Genomic DNA, 24,637 nt, shown 5'->3' with positions numbered 1-24,637 from the left:
TTCAGGCCGCCAGTGGCCACCTGCTCGCGCAGCTGCACGGCTTCGGCCTGGCTGATGTCGAAGGACAGCAGCTCGATCCAGCGCCACATCAAGGTGTCGTCCACCTTCATGGTCTTGGTGACGATGTCGATGGCCGGCTCGCTGATGCCAATGTAGTTGCCCAGCGACTTGGACATTTTGTTGACGCCGTCCATGCCTTCCAGCAGCGGCATGGTCAGCACCACCTGCGGCTTCTGGCCGTGGTGTTCCTGCAGGCCACGGCCCATCAGCAGGTTGAACTTCTGGTCGGTACCGCCCAGCTCCACGTCGGCCTCCAGCGCCACCGAGTCGTAGCCCTGCACCAGCGGGTACAGGAACTCGTGGATGGCGATGGACTGCTGGGCGGCATAGCGCTTGGCGAAGTCGTCGCGCTCGAGCATGCGCGCCACGGTGTGCTGGCCGGCCAGGCGGATCATGTCGGCCGCGCCCATCTTGCCGAACCACTCCGAGTTGAAGCGGACTTCGGTACGGCTGCGGTCCAGCACCTTGAACACCTGTTCCTCATAAGTGCGGGCGTTGGCCAGTACGTCCTCGCGGCTGAGCGGCTTGCGGGTGAGGCTCTTGCCGGACGGGTCGCCGATCATGCCGGTGAAGTCGCCGATCAGGAAGATGACCTGGTGGCCGAGGTCCTGGAACTGGCGCATCTTGTTCAGCAGCACCGTATGGCCCAGGTGCAGGTCGGGCGCGGTGGGGTCGAAGCCGGCCTTGATCCGCAGCGTGCGGCCTTCCTGCAGGCGCGCACGCAGATCCTCGAGCTTGAGGATCTCGTCGGCACCGCGGCCGATCAGGGCAAGGGCTTCTTCAATCGAGGACACGTGACTACTCCCGGCAATGCCGATTCTTGTGTGGGGTGTTAAAGCAAAGTTAACCCGATTGGCTTCACAAAAGCCAATGGGCACAAGGGTTTGACGCGGTTTTCTCAGGTGTCTATGGTAACCGGCGATCAGGCCCGCGCTCCCGGGCTGCCAGGAAAAAACCGCCGATGCACAATTCCGAACAAGGGCGCGCACGCAAGCAGCGCTTCCAGGAACGCCTTCACGTCCTGCACGACAACGCCCTGCATCGGAAGCTCAGGCAACACCTTCCCGCCGCCTTCAACGAGCGCTGGACCCGGCGCCATTGGGTGCACGCCAGTCTGTTCGCGACCATCGGCGCCCTGGTGGCGACGATCGTTCCGGGGTTCTCGCACACCATCGACGCCCCCTTTGCCGACAGCCATACCAGCCTGGCGCTGCCGTTGCCGCCGCTGACCATGGCCCGCCAGCAGCAGGTCCCCGGTGACAGCTGGCAGGTGCTGCGCGTCGAGCGCGGCCAGACCCTGAGCGATCTGTTCGACAAGGCCGGCATCCCGGCCACCACCCTGCACCGGGTACTGGACCACCCGGGCGCGCGCGAGGCGCTGACCAAGCTGCGCCCGGGCGCCGAGATCGCCTTCGACATGCCGCTGTCCGGCGACCTGCGCAGCATCCGTTTCGACCGCGATGCCGACAACCGGGTGGAGCTGAGCCTGGCCGGCAATGACATCAAGGAGAAGGTGACCAAGCGCGAGACCTCCACGCGCACGGTGGTCACCAGTGGCGAGATCACCAGTTCGCTGTACGCCGCCGCGCGCCGCGCCGGGCTGTCGCCGTCGGCGATCGCGACGATGACCGACGACATCTTCAAGTACGACATCGACTTCTCGAAGGACCTGCAGCCGGGCGACCGCTTCAGCGTGGTGATGGATGAAACCTGGCGCGAAGGCGAGAAGGTGGACACCAGCAAGATCCTGGCGGCGACCTTCACCACCGGCGGCAAGACCTATTCCGGCTTCCGCTTCGACCGCAACGGCAAGTCCGAGTACTACGACATCAACGGCCGTTCGCTGAAGAAGAGCTTCATCCGCATGCCGATCCCGTTCGCGCGGCTGAGCTCGACCTTCGGTGCGCGCAAGCACCCGGTACTGGGCAAGATGCGCATGCACAAGGGCGTGGACTACGCCGCGCGCACCGGCACCCCGATCATGGCCGCCGGTGATGCCCGCGTGCAGTTCGCCGGCGTGCAGCGTGGCTACGGCAACGTGGTGATCCTGGATCACGGCCGCGGCCACACCACCCTGTACGGGCACATGTCGCGCTTTGCGAACATCAAGACCGGCCAGCGCGTGGCCCAGGGCACGGTGATCGGCTATGTGGGCTCGACCGGCTTGGCCACCGGCCCGCACCTGCACTACGAATTCCGCGTCAACGGCGAGCACCGCAACCCGCTGACCGTGACCATGCCGCCGCCGGAGCCGCTGAAGGGCGCCGAGCTGGTCGCCTTCCGCGCGCAGACCGCGCCGGCGATGGCCCGCATCCAGGGCATGGAAAAGCTGATCTACGCCGATGCCAGCCCGGCGCCGACCAGCCGCGACGAGGCCGCCCCCGAGGTGGCCAGCACCAAGGACAAGAGCAGCACCGGCCGCAAGCGCGGTTGATCGCCCTGCGTTGACGAAGAAGGACGCGGCAGCCCAAGCTTGCCGCGTCCTTTTTTTATGCCCGCCATGAACACGACTGCCGACACTGACGCCCCCCTGTACCTTGGTCTGATGTCGGGCACCAGCGCCGACGGCATCGATGCCGCGCTCGTGCAGTTCCCGGCCGGCGGAGGCTGCCGCTTCGTGCACGGCCTGACCGCCCGCTGGGAGCCCGTGCTGCGTGCGCGGCTGGTGGCGCTGGGCGAAGGTGGCCCGCTGGACTCGCTGGAGGAGCTGGGCGAGCTGGACGCCCGGATCGCGATCAACTTCGCCGGGGCCGCCAATCAGCTGCTGGCCGAGGCTGGCGTGGACCGCAGCCAGGTGCGCGCGATCGGCTCGCATGGACAGACCGTGCGCCACCGGCCGCTGGCCGACCCCGCCTTCACCGTGCAGATGGGTGACGGCAACCGCATCGCCGAGTTGACCGGGATCACCACGGTGTCCGACTTCCGCCGCCGCGACGTCGCGGCCGGGGGCCATGGTGCGCCGCTGATGCCGGCCTTCCACCTGGCCATGCTGGGCACCGCCGACGAGGACCGCGCGGTGCTCAACCTGGGCGGCATCGCCAACCTGACCCTGATCCCGCGCGAAGGTGCGGTGCGTGGCTTCGATACCGGCCCGGCCAATGCGCTGATGGATGCCTGGTGCCAGCGCCACACCGGGCGCACCTTCGATGCCGACGGCGCGTATGCCGCCAGCGGTGCGGTGGATGACAGCCTGCTGCTGGGCTGGCGCTCGGACCCGTGGTTCGACCTGCCCCCGCCCAAGAGCACCGGCCGTGAGCAGTTCCACCTGGCCTGGGCCGAGGCGCACATGGGCGAAGGCGAGTACGCTGCGGCCGACGTACAGGCGACCCTGCTGGAGCTGACCGTGGCAACGGTGGCCGATGCGCTGCTGACGCAGCAGCCGCAGACCCGTCGCCTGCTGGTCTGTGGCGGCGGCGTGCGCAACCGGCAGCTGATGAAGCGGCTGGCGGCACGGCTGCCGGACGTGCAGGTGGAGTCCAGCTCGGTGCACGGGCTGGACCCGGAGTACGTGGAAGCGATGGGGTTTGCGTGGCTGGCGCAGCGGACGATGGACGGGCTGGCCGGCAATCTGCCGAGCGTGACCGGGGCCCAGGGGCCGCGGATCCTGGGGGCGATCCATCTGGCGTGAGTGGCGTCATCCGCGCAGGTGAGGCACCGCTGTAGAGCCGAGCCATGCTCGGCTGCTTTTGGCCCGGCCCGCGCGAAGCCGAGCATGGCTCGGCTCTACAAAAGCGCTAATCGAAGCCCTGCCCTGCGGGCAAGGCCTGCAGGGCGGCGATGGCATCGGACAGGGCATCCACTTCCGGATCGCCGAAGCCGGAGCGAACCTCCAGTTCACTGCAGAACAGGCCCTGCTCCAGCAAGGCGGCGCAGGTCTGTTCGTGGGTCCAGCCGCGGGCGACCGCGACCCGTCGGATGCGTTCCAGCAGCAGCGGGTCCAGGTCCCGCAGCACAACGTCGGCCATGCTCACTTCCCCGTTCGCAAGGCACCGCCCCCCTCGGCGCGTCGGGGCGATGATCCCGCAGACCGGGCGGGCAGGCAATCAGGCGACCGGCGGTGGCCCGCGATCGGCGATGCGCGGCCACAGCCACGCCAGCAGCAGCAGGGTTGGCACCACGGTGATCGAGCTGAGGATGAAGAACGTGCTGTAGGACGTGGCTTCGACGATATAGCCGGAGACACCACCGACGAACTTCCCCGGCAGGTTGGCCAGTGACACCAGCAACGCGTACTGGGTAGCGGTGAAGTTGCGGTCGGTGAGCGAGGACATGAAGGCCACCAGCACGGTGCCGGCAAAGCCCTGGAACAGGTTGTCGGCGCTGAGCGCTGCATAGAACGCCCACAGCTTGCCCGGATTGTGCGCCATCAGCAGGAAGGCCAGGTTCGACAGCGCTACGCCCAATGCGGCCACCAGCAGCATGCGGCGGAAGCCAAACGCGGCCACCGCGATGCCGCCCAGGAACGCGCCGCCGATGCCCATCCACACGCCGAACAGCTTGGAAACGGTGGCGATGTCGGCCTTGTCGAAGCCCGAATCGAGGTAGAACGGCCCGGCCATCACCCCGATCACCTGGTCGGGGAACTTGAACAGGCCGACGAAAGCCAGCAGTACCAGGGCCAGCGCCACGCCGTTACGGCTGAAGAAGCTGGAGATGGGTTGGATGAAGGCTTCGGCGATATCGATGCGGCGCTGCACGGCCGTGGCCGGGCGCTCTGGCTCGGCGCACACCAGGGTGGTGATGATCGGCAGCAGCATCAGCGCGGCCATCGCCAGGTAGGCAACGATCCAGCCTTCGAACTGGGCGAGGTACAGCGCGCCGGCGCCGGCCAGGATCAGTCCGATGCGGTAGCCCAGCGTGTAGGTGGCCGCCAGCGCGGCCTGTGCGGTCTGCGGGGCGATCTCGATGCGGTAGGCATCGACTGCCGAATCCTGCGTGGCGCCGGCGAACGAGGCCACCAGCACCCAGGCCACCAGCGGCCAGACGCCCTGCTCGGGCCGCACGAAGGCCAGCGCGACCAGGCCGACCAGCACCATCACCTGCGACACCAGCAGCCACGACCGGCGTCGGCCCAGCCCGCCCAGCAGCGGGAAGGCGTAGCGGTCCAGCAGTGGTGCCCACAGGAACTTCAGCAGGTAGAAGAAGCTGGCCAGGCTGATCAGGCCGATGCTGCCCAGGTCCAGGCCGACATCACGCAGGCGGGTGGACAGGGTCTGCGAAGCGATCAGCAGAAACGGCAAGCCGCTGCCGAAGCCCAGCATGGCCATGGTCAGCGCCGACGGGGTACCGAAGGCGCGCTTGATGCCTGCCCAGCCCTTGTAGCTGGCCGGCGTGGCCGCCTCGGTCACAGGTCGTAGTCCACGGTGAACGGGGCGTGGTCGGAAAAGCGCTCGTCGCGGTAGATCGAGCAGCTGCGCAGGCGGTCACGCAGGCCCGGGGTGATGAACTGGTAGTCGATGCGCCAACCGACGTTGTTGGCGCGGGCGGCGCCGCGGTTGCTCCACCAGGTGTAATCCTCGCCGGTGGGGTTGAGCAGGCGGTAGGCATCGGCCCAGCCGCGGCCGGCGGCGACATCGGTCGTCTGGCCGTGGTCGGCGCAGAGGGCGTTGAGCCAGTCGCGCTCCTCCGGCAGGCAGCCGGAATTCTTCTGGTTGGACTTCCAGTTCTTGATGTCCAGCGCCGAACGCACGATGTTCCAGTCGCCGCACAGCACGTAGTCGCGGCCGCTGCGCGCCCACTCCTCCAGGATCGGCCGCAGCCATTCCATCACTTCGAACTTGAAGCCCTGGCGCAGGTCGCCCGAGCTGCCGGACGGGATGTAGAAGGAGACCACGCTGAGGTTGCCGTAGCGCGCCTCGATGTAGCGGCCTTCGTCGTCGAACGGGGCCCAGCCCAGCGAGGTGATGACCTGGTCCGGCTCGCGCTTGCTGTAGATCGCCACACCGCTGTAGCCCTTCTTGGTGATGGCGTCGCGGTAGAAGCAGTGGTGGCCGTCCGGGCGGAACATCGGGTCGGTCAGCTGGTCTTCCTGGGCCTTGGTCTCCTGGATGCACAGGACGTCGGCGTTCTGGGCACGGAACCAGTCGAGGAAGCCCTTGGTCGCGGCGGAACGGATGCCATTGGCGTTGAAACTGATGATGCGCATGCGGAAGACCTACGGCGGGAAACCGGGCAAGCATACCGGTTGCCCGCGGGGCTGCGCAGTCCGCCGGGTGGGCCCGCGAACGCCTTCACACGGGGCCGGACGAGCGCGAAACGCCCAGCTGGATTAGGATTTGTGCTCCAAATGAAGATGAATCGAGTTTTGATGAGCGACCACCGCCACCGTTTCCTGCAGCTGGCCCTGACCGCCGATGCCCTGCGCTTCGGCCAGTTCACCCTCAAATCCGGCCGGCTGAGCCCCTATTTCTTCAACGCCGGTCGCTTCGACTCCGGCTCGCTGCTGTCCCAGCTCGGCGCCTGCTATGCCGATGCCATCGATGCCAGCGGCATCAAGTACGACGTGGTGTTCGGCCCGGCCTACAAGGGCATTCCGCTGGCCACTGCGATGGCCTGCGAGCTGGCCCAGCGCGGCCGCGACCTGCCGCTGTCGTTCAACCGCAAGGAAGCCAAGGACCACGGTGAAGGCGGCCAGCTGATCGGCGCCGACATGCAGGGCAAGCGCGTGCTGATCGTCGACGACGTGATCACCGCCGGTACCGCGATCCGCGAAGCGCTGGGCATCATCCGCGCCGCCGGTGGCACCCCGGCTGGCATCGTGGTAGCGCTGGACCGCCAGGAAATCGCTTCGGAGACCGATCGCCGCTCGGCGGCGCAATCGGTGGCCGAAGAGGCCGGTATCCCGGTGATCGCCGTGGCGTCGCTGGCCGACCTGCTTGATTTCGCCTCCGGCAACCCGGAACTTGTGGGTTACCGGCAGCCGCTGGAAGCCTATCGGGCCCAGTACGGCGTCCGTTCGATCCGCTGACCGACCCAGGGGAAAGGTCATGTCCCGAGTTCCTGCTGTCCTCTTTGCCGGCCTGCTGCTGGCATTGCCGTTCACCGTGCCGGCGCAGTCGCGCGACAGCGGCAAGACGGAAAAGAAGCTGTACTGCTGGAACGAGGGCAAGGAGCGGATCTGCAGTGATTCGCTGCCGGCCGACGCGGTCAACCATGCCCGCGAGGAGTTCAATGCGAGCACCGGCCTGCGCAATGCGCAGGTCCAGCGCGCGTTGACCGATGAGGAGCGCGCCGCTGCCAGCGCCGCGGCGCAGCAGCAACAACTGGACCTGATGGCCGAGCAGACCCGCCAGCGCACCGAGCAGGCCATGTTGTCCACCTACGGCAGCGAGGCCGACCTGCGCCGGGTGTTTGCCGAGCGCCAGGAAGTGCTGGACAACAATCTGAAGACCGCCGAGTACAACGTCACCAGCCTGCGTGAGTCGCTGGTGGCGCTGTTGTCGGCGGCGGGCGACCGCGAGCTGGCCGGCGCCAAAGTGGCAGACAAGCAGGCCGGGGCGATCCGCCAGCGGCATGTGCAGCTGCAGGCGCAGCAGCGCCTGCAGGCCGGCCTGCAGCAGCAACAGCAGGCGTTGAAGGCCGAGATCGACAGCACCCTGCAGCGCTATCGCGAGCTGAAGGGCGTGGCGCCGGCGAGCCGGGCCCCGTAATTCGCCTGTAGCGCCGGGCCCGCGCTCGGCTCCACATGACCTTGGGAAAGAACAGCCGAGCGTGGGCTCGGCTCTACAGTAGGCGGCGCCTGGTTACGGGTTGGCCCACGGAATTTATGCACTCTTTACGCGTCGGCCCGGTCCGGCGCGTAGTGCGTTTATGGGGGGCAGGACGACGATGGCGGCCTGAGGTGGAGGGGTTCCACCAGGACGCTATTGCAATGTCCCCCTGGCTGTCGTTGTTGTGTGGCGTGCTGGTGCTGGTCGCCGCCGCCTATCTCCTTTATGTCGTGCTGCGCCCCGAGTCGTTCTGAGCGGAGCCTGCCATGACTGAGATGCTTGTGATTATTGCCGCCAGCCTGCTGCTGGCGTGGCCGCTGGGCCTGTACCTGGCGCGGGTGATGCGCGGCACGCCGATGAAGGTCGACGTGCTGTTCCACTGGATCGAGAAGCCGCTGTACAAGGTGTTCGGCGTTGATCCGGCGTGTTCGATGTCCTGGCGCGGCTATGTGCTGGCCTTCGTGCTGAGCAACGTGGTGGTCGCGGTGCTGACCCAGGCGGTGTTCATGACCCAGGCCTGGTTGCCGTTGAACCCGGACCAGATCCCGAACATGCGCTGGGACACCGCGCTGCACACGATGATCTCGTTCCTGACCAACACCAACCAGCAGCACTACTCGGGCCAGGCGCAGCTGTCCTACCTCTCGCAGATGACCGGCATCACCGGCCTGCAGGTGGTGACGCCGATGATGGGCCTGGCGCTGGCAGTAGCGACGCTGCGCGCGTTGTTCTCGCGTGCGCCGCAGGCTGCCGCGGCCAACGGAACGGGCGATGACCGCCAGGTGGCGGTGGGCAACTACTACGTGGACGTGGTGCGCCTGTGCGTGCGCTTCCTGCTGCCGCTGTGCCTGGTGTGGACGCTGCTGCTGACCAGCCAGGGCGTGCCCTCGACGATGGCCGGCGGGCCGCAGGCCACGCCGATCGATGCCAGCGCCGGCATGGCCGAACAGAAACTGCCGCTGGGCCCGGTCGCGGCGATGGTCGCGGCCAAGCAGCTGGGCGCCAACGGCGGCGGCTGGTATGGCCCGAACAGCAGTTTCCCGCTGGAGAACCCGACCCCGCTGTCGAATGCGCTGGAGATCGTCGGCATCCTGCTGGTGCCGATGGCGGTGATCTTCATGATCGGTGCGTTCACCGGCCGGCGTCGTTTCGGCGCCCTGGTGTTCAGCTGCATGCTGGGCATGTCGCTGCTGTCTACCGGCGCGATGATGTGGAGCGAGGGCCACAGCGCCAGCGCCGCCACACCGCTGCTGATGGAAGGCAAGGAGGTGCGCTTCGGCGCCGATGGCACCGCGCTGTGGGCGGCGGTGACCACCCAGGTGTCCAACGGTTCGGTGAACGGCATGCACGATTCGCTGGCGCCGCTGAGCGGCGGCATCGCGATGGTCAACATGCTGGTCAGCGCGATCTGGGGCGGCATCGGCTGCGGCCTGCAGCAGTTCATTGTCTACCTGCTGCTGGGCGTGTTCCTGGCCGGGTTGATGACCGGACGCACGCCGGAACTGTTCGGCCGCAAGCTGGAGACGCCGCAGGTGCGCCTGCTGGCCCTGCTGGTGCTGCTGCAGCCGATCACCCTGCTGGTATTCACCGCGATCACCCTGGTCGTGCCCGGCCTGGCCGGTACCTCCAACCCCGGCTTCCATGGCATCAGCCAGGTGTTCTACGAGTACGTGTCGGCCTACGCCAACAACGGTTCGGGCTTCGAAGGGCTGGGTGACGCCACGCTATGGTGGAACCTGAGCTGCTCGCTGGTGCTGCTGCTGGGCCGCTTCCCGCTGCTGATCATCCCGCTGGTGGTGGCTGCACAGCTGGCCGCCAAGCGCCAGGCGCCGGAGTCTGCCGGCAGCCTGCAGATCGAAACCCCGACCTTCGCCCTGACCCTGGTCTCGGTGATCGTCATCCTGACCGTGCTGCAGTTCATGCCGGCGCTGGTACTCGGCCCGATCGCCGACCACCTGAGCCTGGGACTGCACTGAGGACACCGCAATGAGTACCCACGCAAGTTCAACCCGTAGTTCCCCTGCAGCGCGCCCTGCCCTGCTCGATGCCGCCGGCCTGCGCCGTGCGCTGGTCGAGGCGGTGCTGAAGCTGTCGCCGATGCACCTGGTGCGCAGCCCGGTGATGGCGGTGGTGATGGCCGGCACGATCGTCGCCGCCATCGTCACCCTGACCGGCAATGCGCCGCTTGGCTTCGGCCTGGCGGTGACCGCGATCCTGCTGGTGACCGTGCTGTTCGGCAACTTCGCCGAAGCCGTGGCCGAAGCGCGCGGCCGTGGCCAGGCTGCATCGCTGCGCCGTGCCCGCCAGGACCTGGTGGCACGCCGGCTGGCCGCCCCGCAGCCGGGTGCGGCCGAAACCCGGGTGGCCGCTGCCGAGCTGCGCCCGGGCGACCATGTGATCGTCAGTGCCGGTGAGCTGGTGCCGGCCGATGGCGAGATCGTGCAGGGCCTGGCCACCATCAACGAAGCGGCGGTGACCGGCGAATCAGCACCGGTGCTGCGCGAGGCCGGTACCGACCGTTCCGGTGTGATCGGTGGCACCAAGGTGCTGTCCGACCAGATCATCGTGCGGGTGACCGCCGAGCCGGGCCACAGCTTCCTGGACCGGATGATCGCGCTGGTGGAGGGTGCCAACCGGCAGAAGACGCCGAACGAGATCGCGCTGACCCTGCTGCTGGCGGCGATGACGCTGACCTTCCTGGTGGTGGTGGCCACGCTGCCGGCCATTGGCGCGGCGGTAGGCGTGCAGGTCGACCCGCTGCTGCTGATCGCGCTGCTGGTCTGCCTGATCCCGACCACCATCGGCGGGCTGCTGCCGGCCATCGGCATCGCCGGAATGAACCGTGCGCTGGCCGCCAACGTGCTGGCCAAGTCGGGCAAGGCGGTCGAAGTGGCCGGCGACGTCGATGTGCTGCTGCTCGACAAGACCGGCACCATCACCTACGGCGACCGCCAGGCCAGCCACTTCCATCCGTTGGCCGGTATCGATGCCAGCCAGCTGCGTGAAGCGGCGCTGCTGTCCTCGCTGGCCGACCCGACTCCGGAAGGCAAGTCGATCGTGCGCCTGGCGCGCGAACAGGGCTGCGCCACCGCCGAACCGGACCATGCCGACTACCTGGCCTTCACTGCCCAGACCCGCATGTCCGGCGTCGACCTGGAACATGGACGGCAGATCCGCAAGGGCGCCGCCGATGCGATCCGTACGCATGTGCAGTCGCTGGGCGGCAACGTGCCGGCCGAGCTGGCCGGTCGCGTCGAGCAGGTCGCGCGCAACGGTGCCACCCCGCTGGTGGTGGCCGAGGGCCGCCACGTGCTGGGCGTGATCGAGCTGTCGGACGTGGTCAAGCACGGCATGCGCGAGAAGTTCGCGCAGCTGCGGGCGATGGGCATCCGCACGGTGATGATCACCGGTGACAACCCGCTGACCGCTGCGGCCATTGCCGCCGAAGCCGGCGTCGACGACTACATCGCCGAGGCGCGCCCTGAAGACAAGCTGGCGCGCATCCGCCAGGAGCAGGCCGGTGGCCGCCTGGTCGCGATGGTCGGCGACGGTACCAACGACGCCCCGGCGCTGGCCCAGGCCGACATCGGCCTGGCGATGAACTCCGGTACGCAGGCGGCGAAGGAGGCCGGCAACATGGTCGACCTCGATTCGGACCCGGCCAAGCTGCTGGCGGTGGTGGAAGTGGGCAAGCAGCAGCTGATCACCCGCGGCGCGCTGACCACCTTCTCGCTGGCCAACGACGTCTCCAAGTACTTCGCGATCCTGCCGGCGCTGTTTGCCGCCGCGGTTCCGACCATGGCCGCACTGAACGTGATGCAGCTGTCGAGCCCGCGCAACGCGGTGCTGGCAGCGCTGATCTTCAACGCCCTGGTGATTCCCGCCCTGATCCCGCTCGCCCTGCGTGGTGTGCGCTTCCGCCCGGCCACCGCCACCGCGCTGCTGCGCCGGAACATGCTGGTGTACGGCCTCGGCGGCGTGCTGCTGCCGTTCGCGGCGATCAAGCTGATCGACCTCCTTCTTGTCCTGGTATTCGGCGCATGAACCGTTCTGCTTCCACCTCTTCTTCCCTGTCCCGCGAACCGAAGGCCGAGGCCCGCGTGGCCAGCCTGCAGGATGACGCCCGCTGGCGTCCGGCGATCGGCCTGGGCCTGGCGACCCTGCTGCTGGCCGGTGCGGTCTACGCCGGCATCGCCACCGGTTTCGCCGGCCTGGCCTACCCGACCCAGGCCGAGGGCAGCCTGCTGCGCGATGGCAGCGGCCAGGTGCGCGGCTCGGCCTGGCTGTCGCAGCCGTTCACCGGCCAGGGCTACTTCCAGGCACGGCCGTCGGCGGCCAACTACGACCCGATGGCCGCAGCCGGTTCCAACATGGCGCGCAGCAACCCGGCCCTGGCCGAACGTGTTGCCGCCAGTACTGCTGCGGTGGCCGCGCGCGAAGGTGTGGCGCCCGCACAGGTGCCGGCAGACCTGGTCACCCAGTCCGGTGGTGGCCTCGATCCGCAACTGTCGCCTGCAGCCGCGCAGCTGCAGGTGGAACGCGTAGCGCGTGCGCGTGGCCTGCCGGTGGAGCAGGTGCAGGCGCTGGTGCAGGCGCATACCGAAGGGCGCCAGTGGGGCCTGTTCGGCCAGCCGCGCGTGAACGTGGTGACGTTGAACTTCGCGCTGGACCATGCGGCCAAGGCACCGTGATGCCGGGCTGCACCGGCTGCGCGCACAATGGCGGCCATGACAGCGGCCCCCATGACTGATGCGCGAACCCGCCAGGCCGATGCCCTGGTCGAAGGCCTGCAACGCGAGGCCGGCGGCAAGCTGACCGTGTTCCTTGGCGCGGCGCCGGGCGTGGGCAAGACCTACACCATGTTGACCCGAGCGCAGGAACAGCTGAGGCGCGGCGTCGACCTGGTGGTCGGGCTGGTGGAAACCCATGGCCGTGCCGATACCCAGGCGCTGCTGGAGGGACTGCCGCAGTTGCCGCTGAAGGACGTGGCCTACCACGGCCACGCCCTGCAGGAAATGGACCTGGATGCCGTGCTTGCACGGCGTCCTGCGCTGGTGCTGGTGGACGAACTGGCACACCGCAATGCCCCGGGTAGCCGCCACGAGCGGCGCTGGCAGGATGTGATGGAGCTGCTGGATGCCGGCATCGACGTCTGGACCACGGTCAACATCCAGCATCTGGAAAGCCTCAACGATGTGGTGATGCGCATCACCGGCGTGCGCGTCAGCGAAACCGTGCCCGATGGCGTGCTCGATCGCCTGCACGACATCGTGCTGGTCGACCTGCCGCCGCGCGAACTGATCGCGCGCCTGCAGCAGGGCAAGGTGTATGTACCCGAACAAGCCGCACAGGCGCTGCAGGCGTTCTTCTCGCCGGCCAACCTGACCGCGCTGCGCGAACTGGCCATGCAGGAGGCCGCCGACCGCGTCGACAGCAGCCTGCGCGAGGCACGCGCTGCCCGTGGCGAAGGCAACCTGCCGCTGCGACGTGGGGTGCTCGTAGCCATCGATGGCGGTGGCCAGAGCGAATACCTGGTGCGCGTGGCACGCCGCATCGCCGAGCGCCGCGATGCACCGTGGACGGTGGTGACCGTACAGGGCCGCCGCCAGGACGAGGCGACCCGGCGCGAGATCGATGCGGCCTTCGCGCTGGCACGGCGGCTGGGCGGCGACGCCGAACTGCTGCACGGATCGAGCATCGCCGACGCCCTGCTCGACCACGCCGCGCACAACGGCGTGTCGACCCTGGTGCTGGGGCGCACCCGCGAACGCCCGCTGGCGCGGATGTTCAACCGCACGTTGACCCAGCAGCTGATCCAGCGCGGCGCGCATTACGAGATCACCATCATCAGCACCCCACAGGCCCGTGCGCGCTCGCGCCGCGAGGGCCTGCTGCCACCGATGCGCGGCATCAGCTACGAGCCGGTGCAGGCGCTGGTCGCCACCGCGCTGGCCTGTGCGGTGGCGTGGCTGGCCGAACGCTGGGTGGGCATGGCCGACCTGTCGATGGTGTTCATCGTTGCAGTGGTGCTGGTCGCTGCGCGCACGCGCGCCAGCGTGGCGGTGATGGCGGCGATCCTGTGCTTCCTCGCCTACAACTTCCTGTTCATTGCGCCCCGCTTCACCTTCGCCATCGGTGCGCGCCAGGGCGTGATCACCGTGTTCCTGTTCCTGGCCGCTGCACTGGTGGCTGGCCGCCTGGCATCACGCCTGCGCATGCAGGTGATCGCGCTGCGTGCGGCCAACCGCCACGCGCGTGCGCGCCAGCAGCTGGGACGGCAGCTGGCCAGCGCGGCCGGCAATGGCGAGGTGGCCCAGGCTGGACGGCATGCGTTGGAGCAGGCGATGGACGTGCCAGCGTGGCTGCGGATCGGTGCCGACACTGCATCCGGTGGCCGTTCGCAGCCCGGCGATACCGATCTGGCGGCTGCCGACTGGGCACTGCGCCATGGCCAGCCCAGCGGCCGCTTCACCGATACCCTGGCCGGCGCGCAGTGGTGGTTCCTGCCACTGTTGGATGGCGAGGACCGCGCGATCGGCGTGGCTGGTCTGTACCTGCCCGGCGCGCAGGCACGCCTGCTACCCGAGCAGCGGCAGCTGGCCGAGGCGATGGTGGATGACATCGCACAGGCTGCGCTGCGCACCCGGCTGGTGGCCGAACTGGAGCAGGCGCACGTCAGCAACGAGACTGAGCGGTTGCGTTCGGCGCTGCTCTCTTCGGTGTCGCACGACCTGCGCTCGCCACTGGCGGCGATGATTGGTTCGGCCGACAGCCTGGCCAGCTATGGCGCGGCGATGGACACGACGGATCGACGCGCCCTGTTGGATACGATCCTGGTCGAAGGCGAACGCCTCGACCGCTACATCCAGAACCTGCTGGACATGACCCGGCTGGGCCACGAAGGTCTGAAGATCAACCGCGACTGGATCGGCGTGGACGAACTGATCGGTTCGGCGGCACGGCGCCTGCAGCGCTACCAGCCGAAGGTGCGGCTGGAGCTGGATATTCCCCCCACGCTGGCGCCGATCTGGGTGCACCCGGCGCTGGTCGAACAGGCGGTGTTCAACGTGATGGAGAACGCCGCCAAGTTCTCGCCGCCCGACGCCGCCGTGCAGGTGCAGGCGCGCGAGCTGGACGGCCAGCTGCGCATCGACGTGATCGATGCCGGCCCCGGCATTCCCGATGACGAGCGCGCGCGCATCTTCGACATGTTCTACAGCGTCGAACGCGGCGACCGCGGTCGACACGGCACCGGCCTGGGCCTGACCATCTGCCAGGGCATGATCGGTGCGCATGGCGGCAGCGTGCAGGCGCTGCCCGGACGCGACGGTCGCGGTACCCTGATCCGCATCACCCTGCCCCTGCTCAAGCCAGCCTCCCACGATGAGCCCGACCCCGATTGATCCCAGCGTGCCGGCCGCGCGCGTGCTGGTGATCGACGATGAAACCCAGATCCGCCGGTTCCTGGACATCAGCCTGCGCGCGCAGGGCTACCAGGTGCGGCAGGCCGCCACCGGCCAGGAAGGCCTGCAGCTGGCCGCCAGCGAGGACATGGACCTGGTGATCCTGGACATTGGCCTGCCGGACATGGAAGGCCACGAGGTGCTGGAGCAGCTGCGGCAGTGGAGCCAGGTGCCTGTGATCATGCTGACCGTGCGTGCGGGTGAAGCCGAGAAGGTGCGCGCACTGGATACCGGCGCCAATGACTACGTAACCAAGCCGTTTGGCACGCAGGAACTGATGGCACGGGTGCGCGCGCTGCTGCGTACGCGCAGCGTGCCCAGCGATGGCACGCCGCCGGTATTCGACGACGGACACCTGCACGTGGACCTGGTGCGTCGCGAAGTCACCCTCGGTGGCGAGCCGGTGGCGCTGACCCGCAAGGAATACGCGCTGCTGTCACTGCTGCTGCGCAATGCCGGGCGGGTGGTGACCCAGCCGCAGATCCTGCAGGAGATCTGGGGGCCGACCCACCAGCACGACACCCACTACCTGCGCATCCTGGTCGGCAAGCTGCGGCACAAGCTGGGCGATTCAGCGCTGGATTCGCGCTACCTGTTCACCGAACCGGGCGTGGGGTTGCGGTTCAAGGGGTGAAAGCGTGCAGACCAACGGTCGGCACCCACCAAAGCGATTTCGGAAGAGCATCCACGCATGGCGTGGATCTGCTGTGTCGACCAAGGTCGACACCTACCAATAGCACCGGGAAGCTGTCAGAGGTGGGGCGGTGTCGGAGTGCGGGGTGTCAGCCGCATGGATGCGGCTGCCAAGCCCCCAGGGACGGGTTTACTGCGTCCCCGCACTTCGACACCGCCCCACCATCCCACGGAATGCCCGCTCTTGATGTCTAGGTTGATGTTGCTTCGGCGGGTGCCGGGCGCAGCCCGGCCCCACATCAGAACCCGAGCGGGGTGTCGCCCAGCACCGGTTGCAGCTGGCTGCGGAACAGCGCCTGGATACGCTCCAGTGCCGCCTCGTCGTTGCCCTCGAAGCGCAGCACCAGCACCGGCGTGGTGTTGGACGCGCGCACCAGGCCCCAACCATCGGGGAAGTCCACGCGCAGGCCGTCGATGGTCGACAGCCGCCCACCCACGTACGGATTCTCCGGCGACTGTGCCGCCGCCACCAGCATCGCCACCAGCGCGTGCGGCGTGCCCTCGGCCACCGGCACCTTCAGTTCCGGCGTGGCCACCATCTCCGGCAGCTCGGCCAGCACCTCGTCCGGGGTCTCCTCGCGCTGGGCCAGAATCTCCAGCAGTCGCGCGGCGGCATACAGGCCGTCGTCGAAACCGAACCAGCGCTCCTTGAAGAAGAAGTGGCCGCTCATCTCGCCGGCCAGTTCCGCATCGGTTTCGCGCATCTTCGCCTTCATCAGCGAATGCCCGGTCTTCCACATCAGCGGGCTGCCACCGTTGCGCAGCACGTGGTCGGACAGCTTGCCGGTGCACTTCACGTCGTAGATCACCATCGCGCCCGGGTTCCGCATCAGCACGTCGGCGGCAAACAGCATCAGCAAGCGGTCGGCATAGATGATCCTGCCTTCGCCGGTAACCACGCCCAGACGGTCGCCGTCGCCATCGAAAGCAACGCCGAGATCGGCGCCGAAGCGCTTGACCGTCTGCACCAGGTCTTCCAGGTTGGCCGGTTCGCTGGGGTCGGGGTGATGGTTGGGGAAGGTGCCGTCGACATCGCAGTACAACGGGATGACGTCGGCGCCGATCGCTTCCAGCAGCTGCGGTGCGAGTGCGCCGGCGACGCCGTTGCCGGCATCGGCCACGACCTTCAACGGGCGGTCCAGCTGCACGTCATCGGCAATGCGCTGGATGTAGTCGGCGCCCACGTCGCGCTGCTGGTAATCACCCGGCTCGGCGGCCTGCACCAGGCGACCCTCGACGATACGCTGGTAGAGATCGGTGATGGCATCGCCGGACAGTGTCTCGCCACCGATGACCACCTTGAAGCCGTTGTACTCGGGCGGATTGTGGCTGCCGGTGACTGCCACGCAGGTGCCGGTACGCAGATGGAAGGCCGCGTAGTACACGACCGGGGTCGGCGCCAGGCCGATGTCGATCACCGCGCAGCCGGCACGGCGAAGGCCTTCGGCCAGCCCTGCGGCCAGTTCCGGCCCGGACAGGCGGCCATCGCGGCCGATCACCACCTCGCGCAGCCCCTGTTCCAGCGCCACGGTGCCGATGGCCTGGCCGATCAGTGCAGCGGTCTTCGGCGTCAGTTCGCTGCCGACCACGCCACGGATGTCGTAGGCGCGGAAGATACCGGCGGCCAGTTCCTCGGCCGGAACCGGCGGCGGCGGCGGCGGTGCACTTTCCGCGATGCCGGCATCGGCCACGGGCGGCGGCGCCATCTGCAGGCTCTCGCTCAGGGTTGGGCCATGATCGGCCTCGGCCGCAGCGGCACGACGCGGCAGCGGCAGGGTCTTCGGCAGGCGGCCGCGACCGACCACCAGCAACACGGCAACGAAGGCCAGCAGCAGCGCGACGATGGCGCTGGCCAGCGACCCCAGGCCCATCGGACCGGCTTCGACATTGGGTACGGCAGCCACCAGCCGCAACGGCGTGCCCGGAACCGGGCGCGCCAGCGCCTCCGCGCTCTCGGCCAGGCCGGCGTCGCCCTGGGCAACGAGGTCATGCGCGCCTTGGCGCAGGCCGAGGAAGCCGGTGGACGGAGCACTCACCTGGTCCAGCGGCGAGGTCAGCCGCAGCAATGGCTGGCGCACGTAGAGCACGGCTGGGCCAAGGCTGCCCAGCTGCACCGGCGCGGCCAGACCAAGACGATTGCCTCCCCCATCGCGCACCACGCGCAGGCCCGGCTTGCCCCCGGCCAGCGCTTCTTCCAGCAGGGCCAGGCGTGCATAGCCGAAGGTGGCAGGGTCGGCATAGGCGGTGGCCAGGTCGGCGCCCAGCACTTCAACCTGCTCCACCCCGGTCCAGCCCTCGCGCACGGCCAGCGCGGCTGCGGCCGCGTCACCGGCCTGCAGTGCCTGCTGCACGCGTTCGTTCTTCAACTGCTGCTGCAGCTGCTTCAGCTGGCCGGCAGCCGCCTCCTGCAACCCCTGCACGGCCTGGTCACGCGCTTCTTCCAGTGCCTGGCCATTGGCTTCCTGACGCCACTGCTGCACCGCGCTCCATCCGAACCAGCCGGCAAGGAGTACCAGCAGCACCCCCAGTAGTGGCGCACTGCGTCCCAACGACCGTTCCCGCTGCCCTTCCCCGATGCCGCTCATCAATGTCCCCCGTCAACGCACCCCGGTATGGCCGAATCCACCCGTTCCCCGCACGCTGTCGGTGAAAGTATCCACCACCTGCAGGCTGACGCGGGCAATCGGCACCACCACCAGCTGCGCGATGCGATCGCCCGGCTCGATGGTGAAGGCCTCGCGACCACGGTTCCAGACGCTGATCAGCAGGGGGCCCTGGTAGTCGGCGTCGATCAGGCCGGTGCCGTTGCCGAGCACGATGCCGTGGCGGTGGCCCAGCCCGGAACGCGGCAGGATCACCGCGCACAGGTGCGGATCGGCGATGTGGATGGCCAGGCCGCTGGGCACCAGCGCGGTGTCGCCCGGCTGCAGGGTCAGCGCGGTATCCAGCGCCGCGCGCAGGTCCATGCCGGCGCTGGCCTCGGTGGCGTAGGCCGGCAGCGGCCAGCTGTCGCCGAAGCGCGGATCGAGCAGCTTGACCTGCAGCGGTTGGGAAGTGAAAGCCTGGGTCATGCCTGGAGTCTCCGCGCGATCAGCGCCAGCAGTTGTTCGGCCAGCTCGCGCTTGGAGGTGGCCGGGAATACCTGTTCGCCGTCCTGCCAGAAGGCCGTGGCGGCGTTGTTGTCGCTCTCGAAGCCGCCGCCGCTGATGCCGACCTGGTTGGCGATCACCAGGTCCAGGCGCTTGTCGACCAGCTTGCCACGTGCATATTTCTCCACGTCGTGGGTCTCGGCGGCAAAGCCGACCACCAGCTTCAGCGACTGCGTCTGCGTCTGCGTCTGCGCGGCAACTTCGGCAAGAATGTCCGGCGTGCGCACCAGCTCGATCACCAGCGACTGGCTGTCGGCGGTCTTCTTCAGCTTCTGCGGCGCGACCTGGCGCGGCGTGTAATCGGACACCGCGGCGGCTCCGATATAGATGTCGGCCGGCAGTGCCTTCAGCACGGCATCGCGCATCTGCGCCGCCGAGCGCACGTCCACGCGCTGCACGCCGGGCGGCGTCGGCAGCTGCACCGGGCCGCTGACCAGCACCACCTGGGCGCCCATCGTGGCGGCGGCCGCAGCCAGGGCGAAGCCCATCTTGCCGCTGCTGCGGTTGCCGACGTAGCGCACCGGATCGATGTCTTCGTAGGTCGGGCCAGCGCTGATCAGCAGGCGCAGGCCCTGCAGCGCGCGGGTTTCCGGTGCGGCAACCGCCGCCGTGGTACTGCCATTGGCGGCCAGCGCGGCGACGATGTCGCTCGGTTCGGCCAGACGGCCCGGACCGGATTCGCCTTCGGCCAGCGGGCCGTCGACCGGGCCGATCACCTGCGCACCGCGCTGGCGCAGCAGCGCGATGTTGGCCTGGGTGGCAGGATGCAGCCACATGCGGTGGTTCATCGCCGGGCAGATCGTCAGCGGTGCGGTGCTGGCCAGGCACAGGGTGCTGACCAGGTCATCGGCGTGGCCTTGGGCCAGCCGCGCCAGCAGATCGGCTGTGCCGGGGGCGACCACGATGCGGTCGGCCCAGCGGGCCAGCTCGATGTGGCCCATGGCCTGTTCAGCGGCACTGTCCCACAGCGTGGTGCGGGTCGGCTGCCCGGACAGGGCCTGGAAACTGAGCGGAGTGACGAACTGCTGGGCACCGGCGGTCATCGCCACCTGCACCTGGGCGCCGGCGTCGCGCAGACGCCGCACCAGCTCCAGGGCCTTGTAGGCCGCGATCCCGCCTCCGACGCACAACAGCAGTTTCTGACCTTCCAGCGCGCGGACCGGCGCGGGGGAAACATTGGGGGAGTCAGCCACCTGGAATTCCTGTGCAAACGAGGGCGCTAGCTTACCCGATGGTCGGTAATGTCCCGATGCAGGACGCACATAGCGGGCGGCTATCAGCAGATGGAATCCGCCTACGTTGATCCGGGAGTCACCCGGCATCGGTTTCGGACGTTTCCTATACCGTTGTGGCCTCTCGATTTTGCAGAATCAGGCGTTGGCCGCTGCATGCAGCGGTTCGTTCGATCTGCAAGGAGCCGCGTGCACCCACGCATCATCATCGCCGACGACCATCCCGTGGTCCTGCACGGTGTCCGCATCGTGCTGCAGACCCACCTGATGGACATCGTCGGCTGCGCCAGTGACGGCGCCGGGCTGCTGCAACTGGTGGACCGCCATGGCTGCGATGCGGTGCTGACCGATCTGTCGATGCCGGGCGCAGGCCCGGACGGCCTGGAGCTGATCGATGCGCTGCACACCCGCCACCCGGGCCTGCCGGTGGTGGTGCTGACCGGCGCGCGCCATCCCGGGCTGCTGGACGGGCTGCTGCGCGAGGGCATCCGTGGCCTGGTGGACAAATGCGCCGACTTCACCGAGCTGCCGCAGGCAGTGAACGCCGCACTGGCCGGGCAGGTGTTCGTCTCCCAGCAGCTGCGCCACCACCTGCAGGCCCGCGACCTGCTGTACCCGCGGGAACCGGCGCCGTTGTCTGCACGCGAACAGGAAGTGCTGGACCTGCTGGCAGCCGGTCTCAACGTGAACGCCATTGCCGAGCGTTGCGGGCGTAGCCCGAAGACCATCAGCCGGCAGAAAGCCGAAGCCAAGCGCAAGCTGGGCCTGCAGAACAACCAGGAACTGTTCGACTACCTGCAGACCCGGCGCGACTGAGGCATTGGCCGACCCGGGCCCGCGGCTTGCCCCGATGGGAACCACCGCAAGGTCTGGCGATGATGGGGCCATGCCCATCCATGACTGGCCCGAACAGGAACGCCCCCGCGAGAAGCTGATCGCGCGCGGGCCTGACGCACTTTCCGATGCTGAACTGCTGGCGTTGTTTCTCGGCTCCGGGTTCGGTGGCCGCGATGCCGTGCAGACCGCGCGCGACCTGCTGCAGTCGCACGGCCCGTTGCGGGTGCTGCTCGATCGCCCCGCCGCCGAACTGGCCCGCCTGCCCGGGCTCGGCCCTGCACGCAGCTGCACGCTGGCCGCCGGGCTGGAGCTGGCCCACCGCTACCTGACGGCCGAGCTGGAACACGGCGAGGCGGTGGGCAACAACCCGGCGGCGGTCGGCCGCTACCTGCAGCACCGCCTGCGTGGCCAGGCCCGCGAAGTCTTCATGGCCCTGTTCCTGGACAACCGCCACCGCCTGATCGCCTGCGAAGAGCTGTTCCACGGCACCATCAATGCCGCCCCGGTCTACCCCCGCGAGGTGGTGCGGCGCGCGCTGCTGCACAACGCGGCGGCGGTGATCCTCAGCCACAACCATCCGTCCGGCGACCCGGAACCCTCCAGCGCCGACACCCGCATCACCGATGAACTGCAGCAGGCACTGGCGATGGTGGACGTGCGCCTGCTGGACCACTTCGTGGTCGGCGAGGGCCGTCCCGTTTCGTTTGCTGAACGGGGCCTGCTGGCCCAGGCCCGGCCGCGCCTGTTCGGCTGAGCGCGGCCCGCCAGAGGCCATCGGCCGCCCCCACGGGCATCTTCCGGTCAGCGTGGCTGCGGGTATCTGCGCTAAAATGGGCGATTCCGCCGCTCATTCTCACAGCAGGCCTCGTGAAAAATCTCCTCCGCGCCCTGATCAGCCAAGGCATCGAAGCCTTGCGCGCCAATGGCACCCTGCCCGCCGACTCCCTGCCGCCGGACTTCGTGGTCGAGCGCCCGAAGACCCGCGACCACGGCGACTTCGCCACCAACGCCGCGATGCTGCTGGCCAAGGCCGCGCGCAGCAATCCGCGCGCACTGGCACAGGCGCTGGTCGAGGCGCTGCCGCGCAGCGAGGACGTCAGCAAGGTCGAGATCGCCGGCCCCGGCTTCATCAACTTCCACCTGGCTCCGGCCGCGTACCAGCGCGAAACCGCTTCGGTCATCAAGGAAGCCCACGACTACGGCCGCAACCTGTCCGGCAATGGCCGCACCGTGGGCGTGGAGTACGTGTCGGCCAACCCGACCGGCCCGCTGCATGTCGGCCACGGCCGCGCGGCGGCAATCGGCGACTGCGTGGCGCGCGTGCTTGATGCCAACGGCTGGAACGCCAAGCGGGAGTTCTACTACAACGACGCCGGCGTTCAGATCGAGAACCTGGCACTGTCCACCCAGGCACGGATCAAGGGGATCGCTCCGGACCAGGACGGCTGGCCGGAAGGCGGCTACCGCGGTGAATACATCGCCGACGTCGCCCGCGCCTACATGGCCGGCGCCAGCGTCGACCTGGAAGGCAGCACCGTGGTTGGGGCCAAGGACCCGGACGACATGCAGGCGATCCGTCGCTTCGCGGTGGCCTACCTGCGCAACGAGCAGAACCTGGATCTGGCCGCGTTCGGCGTCGACTTCGACATCTATTTCCTGGAAAGTTCGCTGTACGCCGACGGCAAGGTTGCTGAGGCGGTCGCCAAGCTGCAGGCCTCGGGCCACACCTACGAGGAAGGCGGCGCGCTGTGGCTGCGCAGCACCGACTTCGGTGACGACAAGGACCGCGTGATGCGCAAGTCCGACGGCACCTTCACCTACTTCGTGCCGGACGTGGCCTACCACCTGTCCAAGTGGCAGCGTGGCTACGAGCGCGCGATCACCGAGCTGGGCGCGGACCACCACGGCTCGCTGGCCCGCGTGCGCGCCGGCCTGCAGGCGATGGAAGTGGGCATCCCGCAGGGCTGGCCGGAATACGTGCTGCACCAGATGGTCACGGTCATGCGCGGCGGCGAGGAAGTGAAGCTGTCCAAGCGTGCCGGCAGCTACTTCACCCTGCGCGACCTGATCGAGGAAGCCGGCCGCGATGCCACCCGCTGGTTCCTGATCGCGCGCAAGCCCGATTCGCAGCTGACCTTCGACATCGACCTGGCCCGCCAGCAGAGCAACGACAACCCGGTGTTCTACGTGCAGTACGCGCATGCCCGCGTCTGCAGCCTGCTGCGCCAGGCGCAGGAGAAGGGCCTGGTGTACGAACAGGGCAACGGTCTGGCCAACCTCGGCCGCCTGGCCGACGATGCCTCGCTGGTGCTGATGAACGAGATCTCGCGGTATCCGGAAGTGGTGGAAGCGGCCGGCGTGGCGCTGGAACCGCACCTGGTGGCGCAGTACCTGCGTGAATTGGCGCACGCGTTCCACACGTGGTATCACGGGACGCCGGTGCTGGTGGAAGATGCCACTGACCGCAATGCCAAGCTGACCCTGGCCTGCGCCGCACGCCAGGTGCTGGCCAACGGCCTCGAACTCCTGGGCGTCAGCGCCCCGGAAAAAATGTAAGCATCAGGAGACGCAGTACACATGGCAGCACGACGCGGCAAAAGCCAGGCACGACGCAACGGCGGCAGCCAGGGCACACCCGGATGGGTGTGGCTGGTAGCGGGTGTAGCGATCGCGGCCGTGGTGTTCCTGGCGGCGCCGAACCTGTTCAAGGGCGAAGGCGATGGCTTCCTGCGCGCCGGTCCCCAGCCGAACCCGAACGCGCAGCCGGCCCCGGTCGCGGACGCCGACAGCGATGTCGGCGCCCAGCCGGCCGCGCAGCCGACCACGCCGAAGCCGGCCGAACCGGAAAAGCCGGCCACCACCCAGTACGACTTCTACACCCTGCTGCCGGGCAAGGAAGTTGAAATGTCCGACGCCGAGCTGGCGGCCAGCGCGCGTGCTGAAGAGCAGCGCCGGGCCAAGGCCGAAGCGTCGCGCGCGCAGGCTGCGCTGGAAGGCAAGCCGGTTCCGCCGGCGACGACCACCGCACCGGCACCGGCTGCCACCGCCAGCGTGTCCAGCACCGCGCAGGTGACCGCCACCAGCCGTCCGCTGCCGGCACCGCTGAGTGAACGCCCGGCGGCGGCAACGCCGTCGGCCGGCACCGCCCCGGCCTCGACCAGCACCGCCGCCGCCACGCCGGCAGCACGCGCGGAAACTGCACCGGCAACGGCGGGTGCCGCGGCGGCTGCAGCACCGGCGGCCGCCGACAACGCCCGCTACATCCTGCAGGCAGGCGCGTTCGGTGCCTCCGGCGATGCCGAAGCCACCAAGGCCAAGCTGGCGATGATGGGTCTTGCTGCACGCGTGGAGTCGGCGCAGATCAACGGCAAGACCGTGTACCGCGTGCGCATGGGGCCGTATGGCAGCGCCGGCGAACTGTCCGAAGCCAAGCAGAAGCTGGATGGCACCGGCCTGCAGGCGATGGCGATCAAGGCGCAGTGACCCATCGGATC

Annotated in this window: 21 protein-coding genes (1 of these 21 running past the window's edge); 14 read left to right on the top strand and 7 right to left on the bottom strand. The window is 68.6% G+C overall.

What is annotated here, in order from left to right:
• Positions 1–854, bottom strand: partial view of a tyrosine--tRNA ligase gene (gene tyrS / locus QP512_RS01580; protein WP_286070704.1) — the 5' portion only. The gene continues 358 nt to the left of window position 1, outside the view; the window shows 854 of its 1,212 coding nt (coding positions 1–854); the start codon lies at positions 852–854; the stop codon falls past the left edge of the window.
• 167 nt (positions 855–1,021) lie between these two features.
• On the opposite strand from tyrS, the gene QP512_RS01575 reads away from it, so the two are divergent.
• Complete coding sequence (locus QP512_RS01575; RefSeq protein ID WP_286070703.1) at positions 1,022–2,494, top strand: peptidoglycan DD-metalloendopeptidase family protein; 1,473 nt, start codon at positions 1,022–1,024, stop codon at positions 2,492–2,494.
• Between the two features lie 66 nt (positions 2,495–2,560).
• Positions 2,561–3,688, top strand: a complete 1,128-nt coding sequence (locus QP512_RS01570) for an anhydro-N-acetylmuramic acid kinase (protein ID WP_286070702.1) — start codon at positions 2,561–2,563, stop codon at positions 3,686–3,688.
• 106 nt (positions 3,689–3,794) lie between these two features.
• On the opposite strand, the gene QP512_RS01565 is transcribed toward QP512_RS01570, so the two are convergent.
• The 3 genes from QP512_RS01565 to QP512_RS01555 all read right to left on the bottom strand — a co-directional run bounded on the left by QP512_RS01565 (position 3,795) and on the right by QP512_RS01555 (position 6,205).
• Positions 3,795–4,025, bottom strand: a complete 231-nt coding sequence (locus QP512_RS01565; protein ID WP_286070701.1) for a hypothetical protein — start codon at positions 4,023–4,025, stop codon at positions 3,795–3,797.
• A gap of 78 nt (positions 4,026–4,103) precedes the next feature.
• Complete coding sequence (locus tag QP512_RS01560; protein ID WP_286070700.1) at positions 4,104–5,408, bottom strand: MFS transporter; 1,305 nt, start codon at positions 5,406–5,408, stop codon at positions 4,104–4,106.
• The gene (locus QP512_RS01555) at positions 5,405–6,205 is read right to left on the bottom strand and encodes an exodeoxyribonuclease III (RefSeq protein ID WP_286070699.1); all 801 of its coding nucleotides are present in this window, start codon (positions 6,203–6,205) and stop codon (positions 5,405–5,407) included. The genes QP512_RS01560 and QP512_RS01555 overlap by 4 nt, the downstream gene beginning before the upstream one ends.
• A gap of 162 nt (positions 6,206–6,367) precedes the next feature.
• On the opposite strand from QP512_RS01555, the gene pyrE reads away from it, so the two are divergent.
• The 8 genes from pyrE (at position 6,368) to QP512_RS01515 (ending at position 15,866) form a co-directional block, all read left to right on the top strand.
• A complete protein-coding gene (gene pyrE, locus QP512_RS01550; protein WP_005407772.1) occupies positions 6,368–7,027 on the top strand; it encodes an orotate phosphoribosyltransferase in 660 nt (219 codons plus the stop codon).
• 19 nt (positions 7,028–7,046) lie between these two features.
• Positions 7,047–7,709 (top strand): hypothetical protein, encoded by a 663-nt coding sequence (locus QP512_RS01545; RefSeq protein ID WP_286070698.1) that lies wholly within the window; start codon positions 7,047–7,049, stop codon positions 7,707–7,709.
• Between the two features lie 221 nt (positions 7,710–7,930).
• A complete protein-coding gene (locus tag QP512_RS01540) occupies positions 7,931–8,023 on the top strand; it encodes a potassium-transporting ATPase subunit F (RefSeq protein WP_005407770.1) in 93 nt (30 codons plus the stop codon).
• 12 nt (positions 8,024–8,035) lie between these two features.
• A complete protein-coding gene (gene kdpA, locus QP512_RS01535) occupies positions 8,036–9,745 on the top strand; it encodes a potassium-transporting ATPase subunit KdpA (protein ID WP_286070697.1) in 1,710 nt (569 codons plus the stop codon).
• Positions 9,746–9,755: 10 nt separating this feature from the next.
• Positions 9,756–11,813 (top strand): potassium-transporting ATPase subunit KdpB, encoded by a 2,058-nt coding sequence (gene kdpB / locus QP512_RS01530; protein ID WP_286070696.1) that lies wholly within the window; start codon positions 9,756–9,758, stop codon positions 11,811–11,813.
• On the top strand, positions 11,810–12,460 hold the full coding sequence (gene kdpC / locus QP512_RS01525; protein ID WP_286070695.1) for a potassium-transporting ATPase subunit KdpC: 651 nt from the start codon (positions 11,810–11,812) through the stop codon (positions 12,458–12,460). Before kdpB ends, kdpC begins: the two co-directional genes overlap by 4 nt.
• Before the next feature lie 51 nt (positions 12,461–12,511).
• Positions 12,512–15,172, top strand: a complete 2,661-nt coding sequence (locus QP512_RS01520; protein WP_286070694.1) for a sensor histidine kinase KdpD — start codon at positions 12,512–12,514, stop codon at positions 15,170–15,172.
• Entirely contained in the window at positions 15,153–15,866 is a 714-nt protein-coding gene (locus tag QP512_RS01515; RefSeq protein WP_286070693.1) for a response regulator transcription factor, read from the top strand. The genes QP512_RS01520 and QP512_RS01515 overlap by 20 nt, the downstream gene beginning before the upstream one ends.
• A gap of 298 nt (positions 15,867–16,164) precedes the next feature.
• On the opposite strand, the gene QP512_RS01510 is transcribed toward QP512_RS01515, so the two are convergent.
• From QP512_RS01510 to coaBC, 3 genes are read right to left on the bottom strand one after another with little or no spacing between them, the layout of a single operon-like run.
• On the bottom strand, positions 16,165–18,510 hold the full coding sequence (locus tag QP512_RS01510) for a phosphomannomutase/phosphoglucomutase (protein ID WP_286070692.1): 2,346 nt from the start codon (positions 18,508–18,510) through the stop codon (positions 16,165–16,167).
• A gap of 12 nt (positions 18,511–18,522) precedes the next feature.
• Complete coding sequence (gene dut, locus QP512_RS01505) at positions 18,523–18,996, bottom strand: dUTP diphosphatase (protein WP_005411999.1); 474 nt, start codon at positions 18,994–18,996, stop codon at positions 18,523–18,525.
• Positions 18,993–20,267 (bottom strand): bifunctional phosphopantothenoylcysteine decarboxylase/phosphopantothenate--cysteine ligase CoaBC, encoded by a 1,275-nt coding sequence (coaBC, locus tag QP512_RS01500; protein WP_286070691.1) that lies wholly within the window; start codon positions 20,265–20,267, stop codon positions 18,993–18,995. The genes dut and coaBC overlap by 4 nt, the downstream gene beginning before the upstream one ends.
• Positions 20,268–20,495: 228 nt before the next feature.
• Here coaBC and QP512_RS01495 point away from each other — a divergent pair, with 228 nt between their 5' ends.
• The 4 genes from QP512_RS01495 (at position 20,496) to QP512_RS01480 (ending at position 24,626) form a co-directional block, all read left to right on the top strand.
• Positions 20,496–21,122 (top strand): response regulator transcription factor, encoded by a 627-nt coding sequence (locus tag QP512_RS01495; protein ID WP_286070690.1) that lies wholly within the window; start codon positions 20,496–20,498, stop codon positions 21,120–21,122.
• Positions 21,123–21,192: 70 nt separating this feature from the next.
• Positions 21,193–21,897 (top strand): DNA repair protein RadC, encoded by a 705-nt coding sequence (gene radC / locus QP512_RS01490; protein ID WP_286070689.1) that lies wholly within the window; start codon positions 21,193–21,195, stop codon positions 21,895–21,897.
• A gap of 113 nt (positions 21,898–22,010) precedes the next feature.
• Positions 22,011–23,699 carry an arginine--tRNA ligase gene (gene argS, locus QP512_RS01485; protein WP_286070688.1) on the top strand — a complete coding sequence of 563 codons (1,689 nt, stop codon included), beginning with the start codon at positions 22,011–22,013 and terminating at the stop codon, positions 23,697–23,699.
• A gap of 21 nt (positions 23,700–23,720) precedes the next feature.
• Entirely contained in the window at positions 23,721–24,626 is a 906-nt protein-coding gene (locus QP512_RS01480; RefSeq protein ID WP_286070687.1) for an SPOR domain-containing protein, read from the top strand.
• Positions 24,627–24,637: the final 11 nt, after the last annotated feature.

Origin of the sequence: Stenotrophomonas sp. 57 (assembly GCF_030291075.1) — a bacterium.
In the GTDB taxonomy this organism is placed as follows: Bacteria; Pseudomonadota; Gammaproteobacteria; order Xanthomonadales; family Xanthomonadaceae; genus Stenotrophomonas.
The sequence above is the reverse complement of the archived record's forward strand: the minus strand, read 5'-3'. Positions and strand labels throughout refer to the sequence as shown.

Excerpts from the sequence above, each read along its gene's own strand:
- QP512_RS01555 (WP_286070699.1), bottom strand. The coding sequence starts at position 6,205 with ATGCGCATCATCAGTTTCAACGCCAATGGCATCCGTTCCGCCGCGACC.
- pyrE (WP_005407772.1), top strand. The coding sequence starts at position 6,368 with ATGAGCGACCACCGCCACCGTTTCCTGCAGCTGGCCCTGACCGCCGAT.
- QP512_RS01540 (WP_005407770.1), top strand. The coding sequence starts at position 7,931 with ATGTCCCCCTGGCTGTCGTTGTTGTGTGGCGTGCTGGTGCTGGTCGCC.
- kdpB (WP_286070696.1), top strand. The coding sequence starts at position 9,756 with ATGAGTACCCACGCAAGTTCAACCCGTAGTTCCCCTGCAGCGCGCCCT.
- QP512_RS01480 (WP_286070687.1), top strand. The coding sequence starts at position 23,721 with ATGGCAGCACGACGCGGCAAAAGCCAGGCACGACGCAACGGCGGCAGC.
- QP512_RS01570 (WP_286070702.1), top strand. The coding sequence starts at position 2,561 with ATGAACACGACTGCCGACACTGACGCCCCCCTGTACCTTGGTCTGATG.
- QP512_RS01575 (WP_286070703.1), top strand. The coding sequence starts at position 1,022 with ATGCACAATTCCGAACAAGGGCGCGCACGCAAGCAGCGCTTCCAGGAA.
- QP512_RS01545 (WP_286070698.1), top strand. The coding sequence starts at position 7,047 with ATGTCCCGAGTTCCTGCTGTCCTCTTTGCCGGCCTGCTGCTGGCATTG.
- QP512_RS01515 (WP_286070693.1), top strand. The coding sequence starts at position 15,153 with ATGAGCCCGACCCCGATTGATCCCAGCGTGCCGGCCGCGCGCGTGCTG.
- radC (WP_286070689.1), top strand. The coding sequence starts at position 21,193 with ATGCCCATCCATGACTGGCCCGAACAGGAACGCCCCCGCGAGAAGCTG.
- QP512_RS01510 (WP_286070692.1), bottom strand. The coding sequence starts at position 18,510 with ATGAGCGGCATCGGGGAAGGGCAGCGGGAACGGTCGTTGGGACGCAGT.
- QP512_RS01520 (WP_286070694.1), top strand. The coding sequence starts at position 12,512 with ATGACTGATGCGCGAACCCGCCAGGCCGATGCCCTGGTCGAAGGCCTG.
- kdpC (WP_286070695.1), top strand. The coding sequence starts at position 11,810 with ATGAACCGTTCTGCTTCCACCTCTTCTTCCCTGTCCCGCGAACCGAAG.
- QP512_RS01565 (WP_286070701.1), bottom strand. The coding sequence starts at position 4,025 with ATGGCCGACGTTGTGCTGCGGGACCTGGACCCGCTGCTGCTGGAACGC.
- kdpA (WP_286070697.1), top strand. The coding sequence starts at position 8,036 with ATGACTGAGATGCTTGTGATTATTGCCGCCAGCCTGCTGCTGGCGTGG.
- dut (WP_005411999.1), bottom strand. The coding sequence starts at position 18,996 with ATGACCCAGGCTTTCACTTCCCAACCGCTGCAGGTCAAGCTGCTCGAT.